Source organism: Halpernia humi (assembly GCF_900108025.1).
Lineage (GTDB): Bacteria > Bacteroidota > Bacteroidia > Flavobacteriales > Weeksellaceae > Halpernia > Halpernia humi.
Map to the genome: position 1 here is coordinate 229456 of NZ_FNUS01000005.1, position 18157 is coordinate 247612.

At 30.5% G+C, this 18157-nt stretch carries 17 protein-coding genes; all 17 read right to left on the reverse strand.

Annotated features, from left to right (window positions below):
• Positions 1-7: 7 nt before the first annotated feature.
• The gene (gene rfbC, locus C4S29_RS11165) at positions 8-553 is read right to left on the reverse strand and encodes a dTDP-4-dehydrorhamnose 3,5-epimerase (protein ID WP_103914170.1); all 546 of its coding nucleotides are present in this window, start codon (positions 551-553) and stop codon (positions 8-10) included.
• Positions 554-602: 49 nt separating this feature from the next.
• Positions 603-1754 carry an aminotransferase class I/II-fold pyridoxal phosphate-dependent enzyme gene (locus tag C4S29_RS11170; protein WP_103914171.1) on the reverse strand — a complete coding sequence of 384 codons (1152 nt, stop codon included), beginning with the start codon at positions 1752-1754 and terminating at the stop codon, positions 603-605.
• Between the two features lie 135 nt (positions 1755-1889).
• The gene (locus tag C4S29_RS11175) at positions 1890-2438 is read right to left on the reverse strand and encodes a sugar transferase (protein ID WP_103914172.1); all 549 of its coding nucleotides are present in this window, start codon (positions 2436-2438) and stop codon (positions 1890-1892) included.
• Positions 2428-3027 (reverse strand): acetyltransferase, encoded by a 600-nt coding sequence (locus C4S29_RS11180; protein ID WP_103914173.1) that lies wholly within the window; start codon positions 3025-3027, stop codon positions 2428-2430. Before C4S29_RS11180 ends, C4S29_RS11175 begins: the two co-directional genes overlap by 11 nt.
• Complete coding sequence (locus tag C4S29_RS11185; RefSeq protein WP_103914174.1) at positions 3024-3632, reverse strand: sugar transferase; 609 nt, start codon at positions 3630-3632, stop codon at positions 3024-3026. The genes C4S29_RS11180 and C4S29_RS11185 overlap by 4 nt, the downstream gene beginning before the upstream one ends.
• A gap of 11 nt (positions 3633-3643) precedes the next feature.
• The gene (locus tag C4S29_RS11190) at positions 3644-4624 is read right to left on the reverse strand and encodes an MraY family glycosyltransferase (protein ID WP_103914175.1); all 981 of its coding nucleotides are present in this window, start codon (positions 4622-4624) and stop codon (positions 3644-3646) included.
• The gene (locus C4S29_RS11195; protein WP_103914176.1) at positions 4621-5514 is read right to left on the reverse strand and encodes an NAD-dependent epimerase/dehydratase family protein; all 894 of its coding nucleotides are present in this window, start codon (positions 5512-5514) and stop codon (positions 4621-4623) included. The genes C4S29_RS11190 and C4S29_RS11195 overlap by 4 nt, the downstream gene beginning before the upstream one ends.
• A gap of 6 nt (positions 5515-5520) precedes the next feature.
• Entirely contained in the window at positions 5521-6723 is a 1203-nt protein-coding gene (locus C4S29_RS11200) for a glycosyltransferase family 4 protein (protein ID WP_103914177.1), read from the reverse strand.
• Complete coding sequence (locus tag C4S29_RS11205; RefSeq protein WP_103914178.1) at positions 6723-7577, reverse strand: dTDP-4-dehydrorhamnose reductase family protein; 855 nt, start codon at positions 7575-7577, stop codon at positions 6723-6725. The genes C4S29_RS11200 and C4S29_RS11205 overlap by 1 nt, the downstream gene beginning before the upstream one ends.
• Positions 7577-8698 carry a non-hydrolyzing UDP-N-acetylglucosamine 2-epimerase gene (wecB, locus tag C4S29_RS11210; protein ID WP_103914179.1) on the reverse strand — a complete coding sequence of 374 codons (1122 nt, stop codon included), beginning with the start codon at positions 8696-8698 and terminating at the stop codon, positions 7577-7579. The genes C4S29_RS11205 and wecB overlap by 1 nt, the downstream gene beginning before the upstream one ends.
• A gap of 139 nt (positions 8699-8837) precedes the next feature.
• The gene (locus C4S29_RS11215; protein WP_103914180.1) at positions 8838-9872 is read right to left on the reverse strand and encodes a polysaccharide biosynthesis protein; all 1035 of its coding nucleotides are present in this window, start codon (positions 9870-9872) and stop codon (positions 8838-8840) included.
• A gap of 184 nt (positions 9873-10056) precedes the next feature.
• Positions 10057-11061 carry a glycosyltransferase gene (locus C4S29_RS11220; RefSeq protein ID WP_103914181.1) on the reverse strand — a complete coding sequence of 335 codons (1005 nt, stop codon included), beginning with the start codon at positions 11059-11061 and terminating at the stop codon, positions 10057-10059.
• A 64-nt stretch (positions 11062-11125) separates the two neighbouring features.
• Complete coding sequence (locus tag C4S29_RS11225; RefSeq protein ID WP_103914182.1) at positions 11126-13330, reverse strand: DUF4838 domain-containing protein; 2205 nt, start codon at positions 13328-13330, stop codon at positions 11126-11128.
• A gap of 124 nt (positions 13331-13454) precedes the next feature.
• Positions 13455-14531, reverse strand: a complete 1077-nt coding sequence (locus tag C4S29_RS11230; RefSeq protein ID WP_103914183.1) for a hypothetical protein — start codon at positions 14529-14531, stop codon at positions 13455-13457.
• Positions 14532-14537: 6 nt separating this feature from the next.
• On the reverse strand, positions 14538-15560 hold the full coding sequence (locus C4S29_RS11235; protein ID WP_159969849.1) for an EpsG family protein: 1023 nt from the start codon (positions 15558-15560) through the stop codon (positions 14538-14540).
• A 99-nt stretch (positions 15561-15659) separates the two neighbouring features.
• Positions 15660-16904: an MATE family efflux transporter gene (locus C4S29_RS11240; protein WP_103914185.1), complete on the reverse strand. Its 1245-nt coding sequence runs from the start codon at positions 16902-16904 to the stop codon at positions 15660-15662.
• A gap of 79 nt (positions 16905-16983) precedes the next feature.
• Positions 16984-18117, reverse strand: a complete 1134-nt coding sequence (locus C4S29_RS11245) for a glycosyltransferase (RefSeq protein ID WP_103914186.1) — start codon at positions 18115-18117, stop codon at positions 16984-16986.
• Between the last annotated feature and the right edge of the window lie 40 nt (positions 18118-18157).

Here is an 18157-nt window from a genome sequence, read left to right on the forward strand (position 1 = left end):
CAAAACTCTAAAAGTTTTCTTTTGAAAATGGAAGTTGTATTTTATCTTTTTCGGATAAAATAATATCGGTTTCTGGTAATTTCCAGTCTATTTTTAAGCCTTCATCATTATAAAGAACGCCACCTTCGGATTCTTTATTATAAAAATTATCGCATTTATAGCTGAAAATTGCCGTTTCACTCAATACCGAAAAACCGTGCCCAAAACCACGTGGAACGTATAACTGTAATTTATTTTCTGCAGAAAGTTCTACGCCAAACCATTGCCCGAACGTAGGTGACATTTTACGCAAATCTACTGCAACATCCCAAACTTTCCCTTCTAAACAAGAGACCAACTTTGCCTGTGCATGTTTTCCTTTTTGCAAATGCACACCACGTAGAACGCCATAGCTAGATTTTGAAATATTGTCTTGCACGAAATGACCGTTTAATCCTGTGGCTTTTTCAAAAGTAGATTCATTATATTTTTCGAAAAAATAGCCGCGCTCGTCTTCAAAAATTGTAGGTTCTAAAATATAGCAGTCTTTTAAAGGTGTTTCTTTGATTTTCATTAATGTAAATTTGGCTTGGCTTTTTAAAATAGTATTTAAAAATATAAAATTATTTAGATTTTTCTAATTGAAAGCAGCTTTCAATAACCTTTTTTATTCTATTTCGATTTTCATCTGTAAGATTAGAGCCTGATGGCAAACAGAGCCCTTTTTTGAAAAGGTTTTCTGCTATATTACCACCATAATATGGGGCGTCCGCAAAAACAGGTTGCAAATGCATGGGCTTCCAAAGTGGTCTTGATTCTATATTACTTTCGTGAAATTTAGTGCACAAATCTTCACTAGAAAAACCTGTGATTTTTTCATCGATGGTAATTGCAGAAAGCCAGTGGTTAGAGTAGAAATCTGATGTAGGTTCAACTAGCATTGTAATTCCTGGTTTGTTATTAAATAAATCAAAATAAAACTTGAAATTTTTACGCCGCTGCAATATTCTTTCTTCTAAAACTTCCATTTGTCCGCAGCCAATACTAGCAGAAATATTGCTTAGTCTATAATTAAACCCAATTTCAGAATGTTGATAATGTGGCGCAGAATCACGCGCTTGAGTGGCTAAAAATAAGGCTTTAGATTGTTGTTCTTTTGTAGTACAAACAAGTGCACCACCTCCAGAAGTTGTAATAATTTTATTGCCATTAAAACTCAAAACCCCCAAAACTCCAAACGTGCCACATTTTTGGTTTTTATAAGAACTTCCCAAAGATTCTGCGGCATCTTCTATTAGTGGGATTTCATATTTATTTGCAATTTTGAGTATTTCTTCAATTTTTGCGGGCATGCCGTAAAGATGAACCACAATAATTGCTTTTGGTTTTATTCCTAGAGCAATTCTGTCTTTAATGGCATCTTCTAAAATTTGTGGTGACATGTTCCAAGTGTCTGATTCACTATCTACAAAAATGGGTTTTGCGCCCAAATAAACGATAGGGTTTGCAGAGGCTGAAAAAGTCATGGTTTGGCAAATTACCTCATCTCCGGCTTTTACGCCAAGTACATTTAGTGCCAAATGTACCGCAGCAGTTCCTGTGGAAAGAGCCGTAATATATTTATTTTCTTCTAAATATTCTTCTAGTTTTTTTTCGAAAAGATTAACATTTGACCCCATTGGTGCTACCCAATTTTCATCAAAAGCGCTCTGAATATATTTCAATTCATTTCCGCCCATATGTGGTGAGGAAAGCCAAATTTTAGCATTAGACATTTATTGTTACAAATTACGTTAGAATTACAAATTATGTTAGAATTACAAATGTAATAAAAATCTAATTCGAATTTAGTTTTACTGGATGATTTATTAAGACTAGAAATATATTTTGAAATATGGTTTAGTTTTGATTTATTTAAAAATTGTTTTCCAAATTATAATTAAATCTAAAAACAAATTTCTTTTGTAGTAATATTCTAAATTTAATTTAATTTTATCGGGAAAAATAATGCAATCATTATATTGCAGCGGGTTTATTTGTTTTTCTAAAAGCTGTTCTTCATCGGCATATTTTAAGGAGGCTTCTGAAGTAAGGCCAGGTTTTAATTCTAAAACTTTTAGATTTTCGCCTTCTAATTTATCATAATAACCTTCAATATCTGGGCGTGGCCCCACAACACTCATTTCTCCTTTTAATATATTTATTAATTGTGGAAGTTCATCTAATTTCGACTTACGAAGAAAGTTGCCCCATTTAGAAATTTTTTCTGTTTTTGGGTTTACTGTTTTAATTTTATAAATGGTGAATAGTTTTGCAAACTGCCCCACTCTTTTTTGAAAAAAAAGCCCAAAAGATTTCGTGTCTATTGTAGAAATAAGAATCAATAGAACGATTAATGGTAATAAAAAAATTAATCCAAAGAAAGAAAATATAATGTCGAAAATACGTTTAATGACCATTATTTAGATTAAGAATTCTTCCAGGATTTCCAACCACTACACTATTATCTAAAACATCTTCTAAAATAACCGCTCCTGCGCCAATGACGCACCATTTCCCAATAGAAATACCTTGTTTTAAACAGGCCCCAATACCAATTTGGCTGCCTTCACCAATTTTAACATTTCCGGCAACAGCTGCATTTGGGCAAATGTGCACAAAGTCTGAAATTTCGCAATCGTGCTCTATGATGGCATTTGTATTGATTATGCAGTGATTTCCAATTGTTACATCTGGGTTTATGCTGCAATTTGCCATTGCAACTGTTCCAAATCCAATGTTCGAAAATTTAGAAATTGTAGCTTTTGGGTGAAATGCAGAGATGTATTCTAAATTATAAAGTGTGGCAATTTTTTTTCGACTTACATTGTTTCCGATAGAGATTATGGCCTTTTGCATCTCAATTTTACCATCGTTTAAAAATACAGGAATATTGTAGAGTTCTTGTACCAAAGGCTTATCATCTAAAATCTTGTCAATCTTATAATTGTTGAGTAGTAATATGTCAATAATTACTTTGCAATGTCCGCTTGCGCCGAATAATATCATAATTTTTCACCTTTAAAAACTTGTACTACTGCTTCGCCTTCTTGATAAATACCATGCGAAAGTATTACTTTTTTCAAAGTTATAAAAAGAATCTTCAAATCAATAAAAAAAGATTGGTGCTCCACATACCAAACATCTAACGCAAATTTTTTCTCCCAAGAAATGGCATTTCTACCATTTACTTGCGCCCAACCAGTCAAACCAGGTTTCACAGAATGTCTTTTTTTCTGCGTTGAATTATAAAGTGGTAAATATTCTGGCAGCAAAGGACGTGGCCCAACTAAACTCATCTCGCCTTTTATAACGTTTAATAATTGCGGTATTTCATCTAAAGAAGTTTTGCGAACTATTTTTCCAAATTTAGTTAAACGTACCTCATCCGACAGAAGAACGCCTGAAGAATCTTTAAAATCCGTCATGGTTTTAAATTTAATAATCGAAAATATTTTCTCATTTTTCCCCGGTCGAAGTTGCAAAAAAAAGGGATTTCCTCGGTTTACAATTGTGAGAATTATACTTACGACCAAAAAGATCGGAAATAGAACTATGAATGCAAGAAGCGCAAAAATGAAATCAAATAAAGGTTTAAAGAGGCATCTGTACATTAATTTAAAAATTATCCTAAAATTATTTTCTGGCGGATTCTAATTTTCAAAAGTAGGTAAAAAATAAAAAGCGGAAGAATAATAATTGGAAATATCCAAACGCCCAGAAAATCAAATTTAATGACGATAATATTGACGCTTGCCTGCAAAAATGCATAAACTAGACTAATTATTCTGTGATCGCCCTTTTTTTCGTTTGCAAAAAGTTGATACAAATGACGGCGGTGCGCCTCGAAAATATTTTCTTTTAATTTTAATCTTTCTAAAATAGTGGTGATAACATCTATGCCATAAATCACTAGAAAAAGGATGTATTTTAAATCATTGGTTTTAATAATTAGTAAACCCAGAAGTGCTAAAATCAAAAAAGCAATTGCCATACTCCCAACATCTCCCATAAAACATTTGGCTTTCTTTCGGAAATTAAAAAACAAAAAAACGCCACTTGCCAACATTGGGAAAACGATGAAATTAAGATCTGTAAAATTGAAAATATATTGATTCACATAGAGCAAAGCGCCTAAAACCACCAAACTATAGCAACCTGTGATGCCATTAATGCCGTCCATAAAATTAAACGCATTAAGGATTCCTATGATTAAAATAAATAAAATTGGAATGACCCAAAACGGTAGCAATTGAAATGCGTTGATAAAATAAAGCAAAAGCGACACCGAAATAAAATGAAATAATATCCTTATTTTACTAGATAAATCCATTAAATCATCAATAAAACTAATGCTGCAAATAATTAATAAACCCAAACCAAATTGCCAATAGTTTTCTAAAAAACCTTGATTATTTTTAGATAAAAATTCATAAATCATTAGTAAAATAAAAGCAATTGGATAGATAATCCCACCACCACGCAAAGTGATTTCTGAGTGTGAACTGCGCTCGTTCGGTTTGTCTATAATATTATATTTATTTGCAATTTTGAAATAAATTAAAATAGAGATGAATAAAATAACGACAATTAAAACGTAAATCATTTTTTAAAACTTTTGATGGTTTTCGTTAAGCCTTCTTCTGCGGAGATTGGTAGATTTTCTAAACCTAAAGCCTTCTTAATTTTAGTATTTGAAACAACGTAACTTTCTGTTAATTTTTTCAATCTTTCAGAATTTAGCGGAAATTTTAAAAGATCTCCTGCTCGTGCAATTGCGACAATAAATCTTTCGCTAATTTTCCACAATTGCGGTTTTTTACCTGAAGCAGTAGAAATAATTTTAACCAAATCATTGGTTGACAGAGATTTATCATCTGCAAAATTATAAATTCCTGAATTTATATTTTTGTTTTCTAAAATATTTTTAATTAAAAAATTAAGATTATCAATACTCAAAAAAGAACGCTGATTTTCAAAAGCCGCCAAAGGCCACGGAATTCCTTTTTCCACCACTTTATAAAGTAAATTGAGGTTTCCTTTGTTTCCAGGCCCGTGTATCATACACGGACGAATGATGAAAAGTCTTTTGCCTTCCGCTAAATTTTGTTTCAATAAATATTGTTCTGCTTCTAATTTAGATTTCCCGTAAGGTGTTTTCGGGTTAGGCTCAAAGTTTTCTTTTAAACTTCCTTCCACCGTATCTGCAACTGCCTTCACACTGCTGAAATAAAAAAAATCCTTAATATCAGATTCTAAAAGCTCGTTAAATAATTTTTTTGTGAGTTCTGTATTAATTTCAAAATAGTCTGCTTCAGCCGACGTATTTGCGGTATCATGCGCTTTACCCGCCAAATGAATTACTGCATCTGCGGTTTTATCTAAAGCCCAAGCACCTCTAAGTGACAATCCAACGACTGCATTTCCATGTTCGATTAAATATTTTGAAAGATTTTGGCCTACAAATCCAGATGCGCCTGTGATGGTGATTTTCATTTAAAATTATTTGAAATTCAAAATTTGTTCTAATTTTTCCAATAGCGTCTTTCTGTCAAAATTATTTTTAAAATAATCTATTGCATTTTCTCCCATTTTTTGGCGTTCATCTGGCGATAAACGATAGAGTTTTTCTACATTTTCTGCCAAAACATTTGCGTCTTCAGCAGGTGAAGAAAAACCCGAATTTGATTGATTAACAATCTTCGCACCTTCGCCATTAAGAGATGCAAGTATGGGTTTTCCACAGGCTAAATAAGATTGTAATTTTGAAGGTATCGTTAATGCAAAAATTTTATCGCTTTTCAAACTTAAAATTAAAGCATCAGCCGATGCAAAAAAATGTGGCATTTCTGTGGCTGGGAAAGAACCTAAAAGAAAAACGTTTTTTTCTAAATTTTTCTCTTTAATTAAATTTTGCAAAAATTCTCGGTTTCTACCATCTCCCAAAAATATCCATTTTAAATCAATACTTTTTTTATTTAAAATTTCTGCGGCTTCTATAAGGGTATTTAAACTTTGGGCTTCTCCAAGGTTACCCGCAAACATTATTTTAAAACCAGTTGGTAAAAGACTTTCGATTTTTGATATTTTTTCTTCTTTTTTATAAAAATCTTCAGTTGTATTTGGGTAGAAAATAATTTTTTCAGCAGAAATGCCCTGTTTCAAAATATACTCTTTAAAACCTTCAGATTGCACCAAAACTTTTTCGGATTTTTTATAAATCAGTTTGGTTATTTTATCAAAAACGGAAAGTACAAATTTATTATTGATACCTCCCGCAGATTGCAAACTCTCTGGCCAAAGATCTTGCACCCAAAAATAATAAGGCGCATTAAATTTTCGAGAGGCATTAATTGCGGGAATTCCGACAGTAACCGGTGATGGCTCGTAAACCAAAATACGATCAAACTTTTCTTTGATTCTATAAATTTTCAGCCACGCAAAAAAAACAAATGAAAAGTAATTTAAAAACAAACTGATGCCTCCTTTGCCTCTGGGCAAAAGTTTGGCTCGGTAAATTTTCATTCCGTTCCACATCTCATCTTTACTTCCAAAATTATAACCCTCAAAAAATTCTCCTTTTGGATAATTCGGGATGCCTGTGAGAATGCTTACATCATGACCTTTTTCTTGAAGACCTAAACAAATGTCATTAATTTTAAAACTTTCTGGCCAAAAATATTGGGAAATAATTAGAATTTTCATCAATAAGAATAAATATTTTCAGCATTGATCCAATTTTTCATTTCAATTAACATCTCGCTGTAAGTAGGAACTTTATATTTGAAATCTTCTCTGATGCTTACTAAACTTTTATCTACTTTATAAGCATCATCAGGCAGAATTTTTATGTTATTATTTCTAAAAATTTCATTAAATAGATTTAATAAAGAATACTTATCAATTTTATTTTTTGGTGCGACTTGTAAAAGACCTGAAATATTATTTTCAATTACATATTCAATTACATTTGCTAATTCAATTGTGGTTAAACCTGACCAAAACGCTTGTGAAAAACCTTTTATGGTAGTGTTTTCTGGCACGGACATAAACCAATGGAAAAGTCCAATTCCATTTTTATTAATTTCTGGTCCTATGATAGAAGTCCTGATTGTTAAATCTTTCTCATTTTCTAATTCCCCCAATGCTTTTGATTGCGCATAAAAGCCAACCCCATCTTTGGTATCTTTCTCGGTGTAATTTCCTTTTTTACCATTAAAAACGCAGTCTGTACTGATATGAATTACTTTAGAATTGTGATTTTTTGTGATTTTTTCTAAAAAGTGCGGAAAATAACTATTGAACCAAACTGCTTTCTCTGGATGATCTTCAGCGTCTTTATTTAAAATCCCGATGGCATTAATGATAACATCAAAATTATTTTCTGAAATAATTTTTGTGAGTTCATCTGTTTTACTTACATCAAGATCAAAGGTATTTTCTGTAATTTTAATATTGCGCGCCAAGCCAAAGACTTTATAAGTAGAATTTTCTTGTAACTTTTTAAAAATGACATGTCCTGCCATTCCTTTAATACCTATGACTAAAATTTTTTTCATTACTTATCCCAGATTACTTTATTTACAATTGGCGTATAACTTTGGATCGCCCTAACCACTCTTGCTGCAGTATTATTAATGGTATATTCCATTGGCAGTTGGCTTTCGTTATCTAATGCTAGACCTCTGGCGATTTCAATGGAATTTATCATGCTTTCTTTTGAAATTCCACCTAAAACAATTGTTCCCCAATCGATGGCTTCTGGTCTTTCCGTACTTGTTCTAATACTTACTGCTGGGAATTGCATCATTGCTGATTCTTCACTAATTGTTCCGCTATCCGAAAGTACAACATAAGCATTTTTTTGAAGTTTTACATAATCGAAAAAGCCAAGCGGCGGCACATTTTTAATTAAGGGATGAAATTCTATTTTGTTTGCTTCAATTCTATTTTTAGTTCTTGGATGTGTAGAAAAAATAATGGGCATTTGATATTTTTCGGCGACTGCATTTAAAGACTCAGCGAGAATCTCAAAATGATTTTTAATATCTATATTTTCTTCGCGATGAGCACTTACCACAATATATTTTTGATTTTCGAGTTTTAGTCGTTCTACAACATCAGAATTAGAAATTTTATTTTTATACTTCTCCAGAACTTCAAAAAGCGGTGAACCAGTCACAAATACATGGTCTTTTCGGAAACCTTCACTCAATAAATATCTTCTACTATTTTCGGTATAAGTAAGGTTTATATCTGAAATATGATCTGATATTTTTCTATTAATTTCTTCTGGTACATTTTGATCAAAGCAGCGATTTCCTGCTTCCATGTGAAAGATTGGTATTTTCAGTCTTTTGGCAGCAATGGTGCATAAAACACTGTTAGTATCTCCTAAAACGAGTAAGGCATCGGGCATTTCAGCAGAAAAAACTTCGAATGATTTTGAAATAACATTGCCTATTGTTTCACCAAGATGTTTACCTGCAACGTTCAAAAAAATATCTGGCTTTCTTAAATTGAGATCTTCAAAAAATATTTCGTTTAACTCATAATCATAGTTTTGGCCAGTATGAATTAAAATATGATCAAAAAATTGATCACAAAGTTTGATACATTCGGCAAGTCTTATAATTTCTGGACGTGTTCCTAAAACGGTTGCCACTTTTAGTTTTTTCATATTTCTTTTGGTTCGGGGTGGTAATAAAGCAAAATCTTGTTAAAATAAAAATTTGCAGAAGACGAGTATTTGTTAAAATAATTATGAATAAATTAATTTGAATTCTATCATGGACAAAATTTATTAAAAAATTCTAAATTTAACTAGGATATTGCACAATATCTTCTCCTAAGGCTTCTTTTCTAATGATACGAAGTTTAAGAAAAATTTCTTTCATACCCTCCAAATCTTGTCTCTTGGTATTGTGTGAATTATAATCTTCAATGTCTGTAAAATCATCAATACCCTCAGAAAAATATTTTGCATAATTAAGGTCTCTGTTATCAGCGGGAATTCTGTAGAAATCTCCCATGTCTTCTGCTGTCATCATTTCTTCGCGTGTACAAAGCGTTTCGTATAACTTTTCACCGTGTCGTGTGCCGATAATTCTGATTTCATTATCTGCATTAAAGATTTCTTTTAAAGCTTGGGCAAGATCACCAATAGTCCCGGCGGGTGCTTTATTTACGAAAAGATCACCAGGATTTCCGTGTTCAAAAGCAAATAAAACTAAATCTACTGCTTCATCTAAAGACATTAAGAAGCGCGTCATGTTCGGATCTGTAATAGTTATTGGCCCACCACTTTTTATTTGATCTATAAATAACGGAATTACTGAACCACGAGATGCCATCACATTTCCATATCTGGTGAGGCAAACAACTGTTTCACCAGCATTTCTAGAGGCAGCAACGGCAACTTTTTCCATCATGGCTTTGGAAATACCCATTGCATTGATTGGATATGCGGCCTTGTCTGTGCTTAAGCAAATTACTTTTTTTACATTATTTTTTATTGCGGCATTTATAACGTTTTCCGTTCCTTCTACATTTGTTTTTACAGCTTGCATTGGGAAAAACTCGCAAGAAGGCACTTGTTTGAGAGCTGCAGCATGAAAAACATAATCTACATTTCTCATTGCATTTTCTACACTGTTATAATCTCTGACATCACCAATATAAAACTTTAATTTATCATTATTAAACAATTTGCGCATATCATCTTGTTTTTTTTCATCCCGAGAAAAAACGCGGATTTCTTTAAAATGATCGGTATCTATAAATTTGCTTAAAACGGCAGTTCCAAAAGAACCAGTACCACCAGTAATTAGAAGTGTTTTATTTGTGATTTTCATTTGTAATAATATATTGCAATTTAACTTGGCATAAAAAAATATAATTTTTAAAATGCATTAATAATTAGCGCAAAAATACGGTTTTATAAAACATTTTTTGCAATTTTACCCTACTTTAATGGAAATTAAAATAATACAGAACTGAAAAGCAACATATCAAAAGTTTGAAAAGTAGGAATAATGACTAAAGAAGATCAATGATTTTTTCGATCTGATTTTTTACTTTGGATGTACTTTTAGGGATATTATTTTGCATCGATAGTGTTAAAGCATCTAAAATAGAATTAACCTCAAAAGGATTAAAAGCGATTGAAGGCTCACATACTTCGTAGGTGTATGGTAAATCTGCGCCTATAATATCACAGCCATTTTCTATCGCTTCTACTAAACCCAAACCAAAACTTTCTGATATAGAAGGAAAAATATGATAATGCGATTCCGAATAATATTGTTGTAATTTTTCCCGTTGTACAAAACCAATATTTTCTATTGGATAGTTTAATTTTACTTTTTCTTTTATGACTTCTACTAAAGGTAAAAACTCTTCTGATACAGTTAATACAAGGCGTCCAATATTAAACTTATCATAGAAGGCGCAGAAGGCTTCAATTAGCAATAAATGATTCTTATGAGGTGGCGCATCACTTACATAAATATACTGGTGCCTATTTCTCTCGAATTTCTCGTGGGATAAAAATGAAGGATAAAAAGGTAAAATTTTTATTTTAGACTTATTAATCGCATATTTTTTAGAAAGAGAATTTTGCACCAATTCATTTTGCACTATCCAGAAATCTGTATTAGGCTTAAAGTAGCGTACTACTAATGTTTTGAGTTTGTAAATTCCTTTTTTTACAAAATTCATATCATCTGGCAAATCCAAATAAAGCGATTGGTGAAAATAAGTGTAAACCTTTGCTTTCGTGCGAATATTTGGAGGCAAGTTCCCGAAACACAAAATAGATGAAAAAGTGCTTTTATTTTTCTTATAAAAATTACTTCTCTTTTTAAGATCGGCTTCCATAAAAATAAATGTATTTTTCTCTGAAAAATAATTCCTTTTATTTTTAATTCTTTCGTCTAAAAGAAAGGTGATTTCTTTATCGGTTTTCTCAAGTTCAAATATTAAATAATCTAATAGTACTTTTCCGCCACCTCCGTTTATGTATAAAGCGTCTATTAGTATCATCCTCTAAATTTCTTTAATTGGTATAATTTTTTTCTCAAAAGTAAATTTTTAATTTGTGTTTTCATCATTTGTTTTTTGGTTTTAGCTCTATATAATCTACGAGGAGTTGATCGATACAATTGCAATTACCATCTACATAAAACCAAAGTTCATCTTTCTCTGAAAGTTTCATGGCTGGCAAAGTTAAGAATTGATATTCATTATTTACAAATTTTTCTATCGGCACTCTTTTTACAAGTTTGTTTGTTCCAGTTTCGAAATTGTAAACCCCTACGTTTAGTAAAATATTTTCTTTTTTCACCTTTATTTTAAGTCGGATTTTAGCATTTATTTCCCATTTTTCATCTTTTAGTACCGAAACATAATTTTTAAAATATACAATGATGCCCCACAGTAAATTATTTCCATTTAGGTAGGCCACATTTTTTCCATTATCTTCTTCAATTCCCGCGATGCTTTTGTCTGGATAGAGTTGAAATTCATTTTCTTGTATTATAATGGATTTGCTACCACTTTTAATTGCTTCGTTTGCAAAATCTGGAACTACTAAATCCGAAACTATTTTTGAAACTTTTGCTACGGTTTCTGGTTTTAAATCTATTTTTTGTAAATCTGCTAAGAAAGTGTTTCTTTGTGATGAAAAACTTTGAACATCATTGCTTGTTTTACCTGCAAATCTTTTCTGCAAGTTTAATTGCTTAAATAGATAAAGTTCAGCAAAATCAAAAAACAATTTTTGTCGGTCTATTTTTTTGGTTAAAACCAAATCGCCAGCTACTTTCTTATAAGAATCAGAAAACAAGTTTTTGCATTTTTCAATTAGTACTTCGTCGATAAAATTATAATTTTCGTGGTAAGTTTCTAAAGGATATTTCTCCGACGCATCTTCAACTGCATTGTAAATTTGATACATATTTTCGCCTGCTGCTCCGTAATTATTTTTAAAATAAAATTGTATTAAACGATCTTCATTTTGGCTTGGATCCCAAATTAATCTGGATAAAACCCAAGATTTCATTTCACCGAAATAAGCCAACTCATTATTGCCTAAATAACTTTGAACAAAATAACCTTTTAAACCAATTTTCTTAAAATACTGCAAATCGCTGCCAAGTCTCCTAAAACCAGGCTGTGGCAACAAAAAACCCGATACATAAGAGTTTAGAGCATAATCCCAATAGAATAAATTTTTGGTAAAACTTGCCCAAGAATTGATTAAATCTAGTTTTTTAGCATTCATTGGGTTTTGTAAAGTGTGCCCAATTTCATTATTAATCAAAGCCAGCCGCAATATTACGTTTCTTTCTGGTTTAATGCTGGGCAAATCTATCGCATCTGCATAAAAAAGGGTTTCTATAAATACATTTGGATATTTTTTTGCTATTTCTTTCGCAACTTTATTTACAAATCTCAGTAATTGCGTGGATTTGTTTTCTGAATTTATTCTGCAATCTTTACACTCATAAAATTCACCACCATCGTTCATAGAAACAGAAAATACTTTTTCGGCAGGATTATTTTCTATTATTTCTGATAAATTTTTTATGACTTCAGCAAAAGCAGCTTCGCTTGTAAAATTTATTTGAACTTCTTGATCGGTGAAATCGGGTTTTAGTTTTTTAATTTGGTCAGTATTTAAAAACCAATCTGGATGCGATTTAAAATATTTGCTGGCCGGTAAAATATTTGCAAACGTATGCACAAAACCCACGATATTATACGGTTTACCAAAAACAGAATCGGCAGGGAAATCGCTGTCTTCTCTTAAAACAGAATTAAATTCTTTGGAAAAATTAGATTCGTAAGAAAAATCTCTTCTGTAAATAAAAGGCGGAGAATAATGGTAATTAGTTTTTTTTGTTTTTTGGCTTACCAAAGTTTTATACGTTGGTGTAAATTGATAAATACCAAGAAATTTCTCTAAAAAAGTGTAAGTAGAATATAACAAATCTCTATTTTCTTTTCCGAAAATATAGACGTTAGAATTTTTAAATTCTATGTTCACATTATCAGTAATAATATCTAAATCTTTGCTAAAATTTCCTACACAGATTGAATTGGAAACAGGATTATTTTTATGAAAAATCTTTAAATCTTTATGATAAAATTTCTGCACATCTTTTTGAATAAGTTGCGCAGCAAACACTTCCTGCGCAGATGGATTTTCTGGCAAAGCAATCTGTGCATAATTATTTATAGTAAACAATTTGTTTTGTGAACTATATAATGCTGGCAAAATCACCAAAAGTAAAAAGTTTAATACTTTCAAATGTGGTTTTTTATTTTTTTAAAAGTCGAATTTTATTGTGTCAATTTTCATTGGAATTGTTGGTATTTCAATTGTATGTAAAATTTATTAGTGTTAATTCATTAAACAACATTAAATTTGGTTTTTAAAATCCATTTTTTGCAATAATTTTTAAAAAATTTTCTTCCCAAATTTTTTGATTTTTTTCTAAAACTTCCGATAGATTTTGGTTCAAAATAAAACGGGATAACTCTTCTTGATTTTCAAAAAGAATACCTACATCGCCAAAATTCTGAAAATAATACTTGAAATAACTGTTTTTAATGGCAAAAATAGGTAGTCTATATTTCACAGCATCTAAAAATGCGGCACTTGCAGTGTATTCATATTCTGCCTCGTTTAAAAAGAAAACGGCAATATCTGCTTTAGATAAAAGCAAATTATAGGTTTCGCTATCTAATAATTTTTTATCGTGTGTAATAATATCGTCATGTAATAAAACTTCCAAATTAGGATCAGTTAAAGCACCTACAATTTCAAATAAAAGTTTGGGATTTTTATTTTTCTTTGCTAAATCTATAAAATAATGCGAGCCTTTGCTAATTGATGACGTGCCGATACTTACTAATTTCAAAAATTCTGGATTGTTTTGTTTCGGAATTGCATCGCTAAAATTATAAGGATGTTGGATGCAAATTATTTCTGCGGGCAGAAGCCACTTGTTCTTTAAAATTACCTTTTCGATATTTTCGCCCAAAACAATATATTTTAGGTTAGAAACTTTATACAATAAAGCCGATTTTAGAAATTTCCCAATAATTTTTAAAAGTGAATTAGTGTATGCATTTATTTGTTTAAGTTCCCCGTGAAGCACAATATACTTTTCTGCTTTTGAAATAAAAAAGAATGGTTTCACGAGTCTATGTGTTATAGGAAACAAACTGGTAAAAACTACTTTATCTATTGATTTTGAGTAAATTAATTGGTTTAAAATGATAAAAAAATGATAGATTACCATAAATGGAATTTGCCATTTTTTAACGTGTTCTTGCACTTTTATAGGTTGGCTATTTTTAATATTAAATCTTTTATTTAATAATTCAATTTGAGATTGATCGCCCACAAATAGAAAATCAGTATTTTCAGCAAAACGTTTCAGCATTGCTAAATTGATTACTAAATGAGCGTTTCCACTCATTTGGGTTTCTATAATTCTTACCATATCTATTTAATAAGTGATTCTTGGAATATATTTATCAAAAATCCAATAATACGGATCAAATAAATCTCTATACGTATTTATTGAAACTATTAATCTAATGGCGAGATAGATTGCGAAGAAAATTAACAGCAGTACTTTTATCCTTTTATCTTTCTGGCTGCGCAATACTATTGCAATCATTAATATTTCAGCAAGTGCAAAATAAGAGGTAAAGCGAACAAAAACAATTGATACTTTAGAAAGCAAGAAAAAAATGATATTGCTAAAAACAAAAAGATTGATGTAGCCATTAAAAACAGTACTTTTTATATCTTTTCTTAAATATAAAACAATTGGTAAAATAATTAATCTTCTTGCCGCACTGATTAAAAAAGCGACATTACTACTGATATTAGAAGAATAACTATCTGTGGTGTAAGATTGTAGCTTATCTGTAATACGTTCCGATAAAAACCCGCCACCCAAGTTAAACAGACCTTTTAATTCACGTAAAGCGCTAGTTAAAACATCCGAAAGACCAATTAATAAAGAGGTCGCAATTAAAATCAGAATTAATTTATTGCTCATCTTCATATAAAAAATAGGATATGCCGCTAATAAAATAATAGCAGAATTATGAAAGAATGTAGCAACAATAACAGAAATAACAAAGGCCAGTTTTTGCCTTTTGATGATAAAATAAAAACTTAATAATGCTATAGAAATCGCAATATTTTGCCGCACCGGAAAAAGATCGCCCATGTAAATGGCATAAAAGGCAAAAAGACAAACCAGAAAATATGGTTCTAATTTCCTAAACATGATGGCTTTAAAACCAATAATAAAAATAGAAGTAACGAGTAAAAAGACCGAATAAGAATTGGTGAGGCTCTTTATAATATACGCATAGGAAGAATAGAGAAACTCAAACTGACCATTATTAAATTCATCAAAACTTTTGTAAGTAGTAAAATAATAAAAATACATATCCCAATCTGTACCAGTCTTCCAGCGCAAACCACTTAACACAATAAGGAGCAGGATGCTCAATATATAAAACCTTGTTTTTACTGAAGTTTTTACATTTTCTATATCTAAAAAAGATAGCAGAAAAAACAATAAAAATAAGGCGAAATAAAATATCATTTTCTAAACATGTAACGTATAAATGAAGCGCAAATATAAAAACTTTACCAAAGCAGCCGATGATAATGCAATTGCGGCTACAAATAAACCAAATTTTGGCATAAAAATAAAATTTATGCCTAGCATAATTAATGCGGAAATAATATTAGCATATAGTATAACCTTAGTTTTATTGTCTGCATAAAAAATCATTTCTAAAAAATAGCCTGCCGTTATCAAGCCATAAGACACACAACTCCAAAAAATAAGATAAAAGCCCTGCTCATAATTTGCCGATAAAAAAAGATGACCGATAAAATTTTTAAAAATAAAAATAAATAAACCCGCAGAAATAATAAGAATAAAATAAAATTTCAAATAAAGGTCTATTTTCTTTTTGCGATCTGATAATTGAATAGAACTGTTGAAAACTACAGGTGTTAATAATGTTAAGAAAAGAGGATTAATCATTAAAAAAACTTTGGAACCTAAGCCCACATTGGCGTTATAAATTCCGACTTTTTGTAGTCCTAAATAATTTTCGATTATAAAACGATCACTAAAACTATTGATCCAATTCCAGAAAGCGAGTAAAACCAAAGGAGCGGTATATTTTAAAATATCAACCAAAATGGATTTGTAATTCTTATCATTAGACTTCAAAAGACGAAAAGGAAACCACCTTAAAAAATAATACAATGTAGTAACCAAACCAACAATCTGGGCAATCCATAAAATCTTATAGCCATCTTGTACCACAAAACCACTACTGAAAAACACCAAGAGTAAAAATAAGATAGGAAAAAGGTTCTTAAACAGATTGAGAAGTGATAAATCTACAAATTTTGCTTTGATGGAAAAAAAATCGTTCATCAACATAAAAATCGAATTTAAGACCAAAGTGACAACGACGAAGGAAATAATCCAAAAGTTTTCTTGAAAATAGAATTTAAATATAAAAATTATTAACGAGATGCTTAAACTAAGGAACATTAAATAAAAAGTAACAAATTGCTTGATGGCAGAAGTTTTCAGAATATCAAAAAAATTGGCTTTTATGTATTGCAAAAACGGCTGCAAAAGCAGGGAAAAGACGAAGAAATAGGCGGCATTTTCAATATTAAATTTTCCAAAAGACTCTGGCTCGATATGCAAAGCGACTAATTTCCCAAAAACGACAGACAAAATGCCATTTATCACTTGGAAAGAAATTAAAAAATTTCTTCCTTTATTATTGAGTAGTTTTCGAGTAGTTTGTAGAATTTTCAAAATAAAAGCAGGAAATTTTAAAAATATTAAAGGTTTTTATATAAACTAAATTAATTTTTCTGAATCAAAAAAAGACCTATTATAAACTGAATAATTGTCTGTAGGAATTTATTAATTCTTGCGCATCAATGCTTTGTTTGGCATAATTAAATGCTTTATTGCTTTCAATTTCATATTCTTCATTATCAAGTTGATGAACATTTTCTATAATTTTCACAAAAGCCTCTGGCTGCGCTAAATCATTAACAAAAATCCCATTATCATTTTGTTTCCAAGGTGTGTTATTGCTTATAATAACAGGAATACCATAACTTAAACATTCATAAATAACGTGCCCATAATTTTCTGCTAATGTGGGGAAAAAGAGGAAATGGCTCTTTTGCAAAGTCTCTTCTATTTCGGTATGATTAAGCGGCCCTATAATGTTACAAATTATATTTTGAGGCAGTTTTAAAATTTCAGCTTCACATTTTTTCCAATATTGTATATCTTCAAATGGGCCGATTATATCAAAATTTATGATGCCCTCTACTTTGGTTTGTGCAAAACATTGTAATGCATAGAGCAGATTTTTTTTAGGAGAAATTCTAGAAATGAAGACAAAATTTGATTTTAAAGTTTCTTTTATTTTTGGTAATTTTTGTGATACTAATTTCGGGATATTATTTGCGACTTGAATCTTAAAGTTTTTATTTTGTGCCAGAATTTCTAATTTCTCTAATTCTGTTGTGGCGTGAAAGGTTACTTTTGATGAAAAAAGAAAAGAAAAAACTTTAATGTAAGCCTTTTTTTTAAAAGATTTTAAATTTAGTGCGCCAGAGTCTAATTCACCACGCGGAGCGATTATTATTTTGCTCTTATTAATAATTGAATAAATTAAACTTGGTAAAATATTCGTCATTGTACTGATTGAAAATAAACTATTGAAATATATAACCTCCGGTTTTATCTCATATAACTGTTTAGTTGCTCTGAAATAGTAGGTAAAATGGTTTACATATTTCACTTTAGAATGATTTTCTTGATCAATCCAAATTCCCGTATCAATCTTATATTTTATTTCTCTCTTTTTAAAATCATAATTTTGAGTATATATGTAGATTTCGAAGTGTTCGCCCATAAGCGTAGCGAGATTGAAAACACTCTGAATAGGGCCACCAGCTAGGTATCCAGGTTTATAGAAATTTGAAAATATAAAAACTTTTTTATTCATTTTATAATAACTGAAAGTTCAAAAGTACTTTTAATTTATA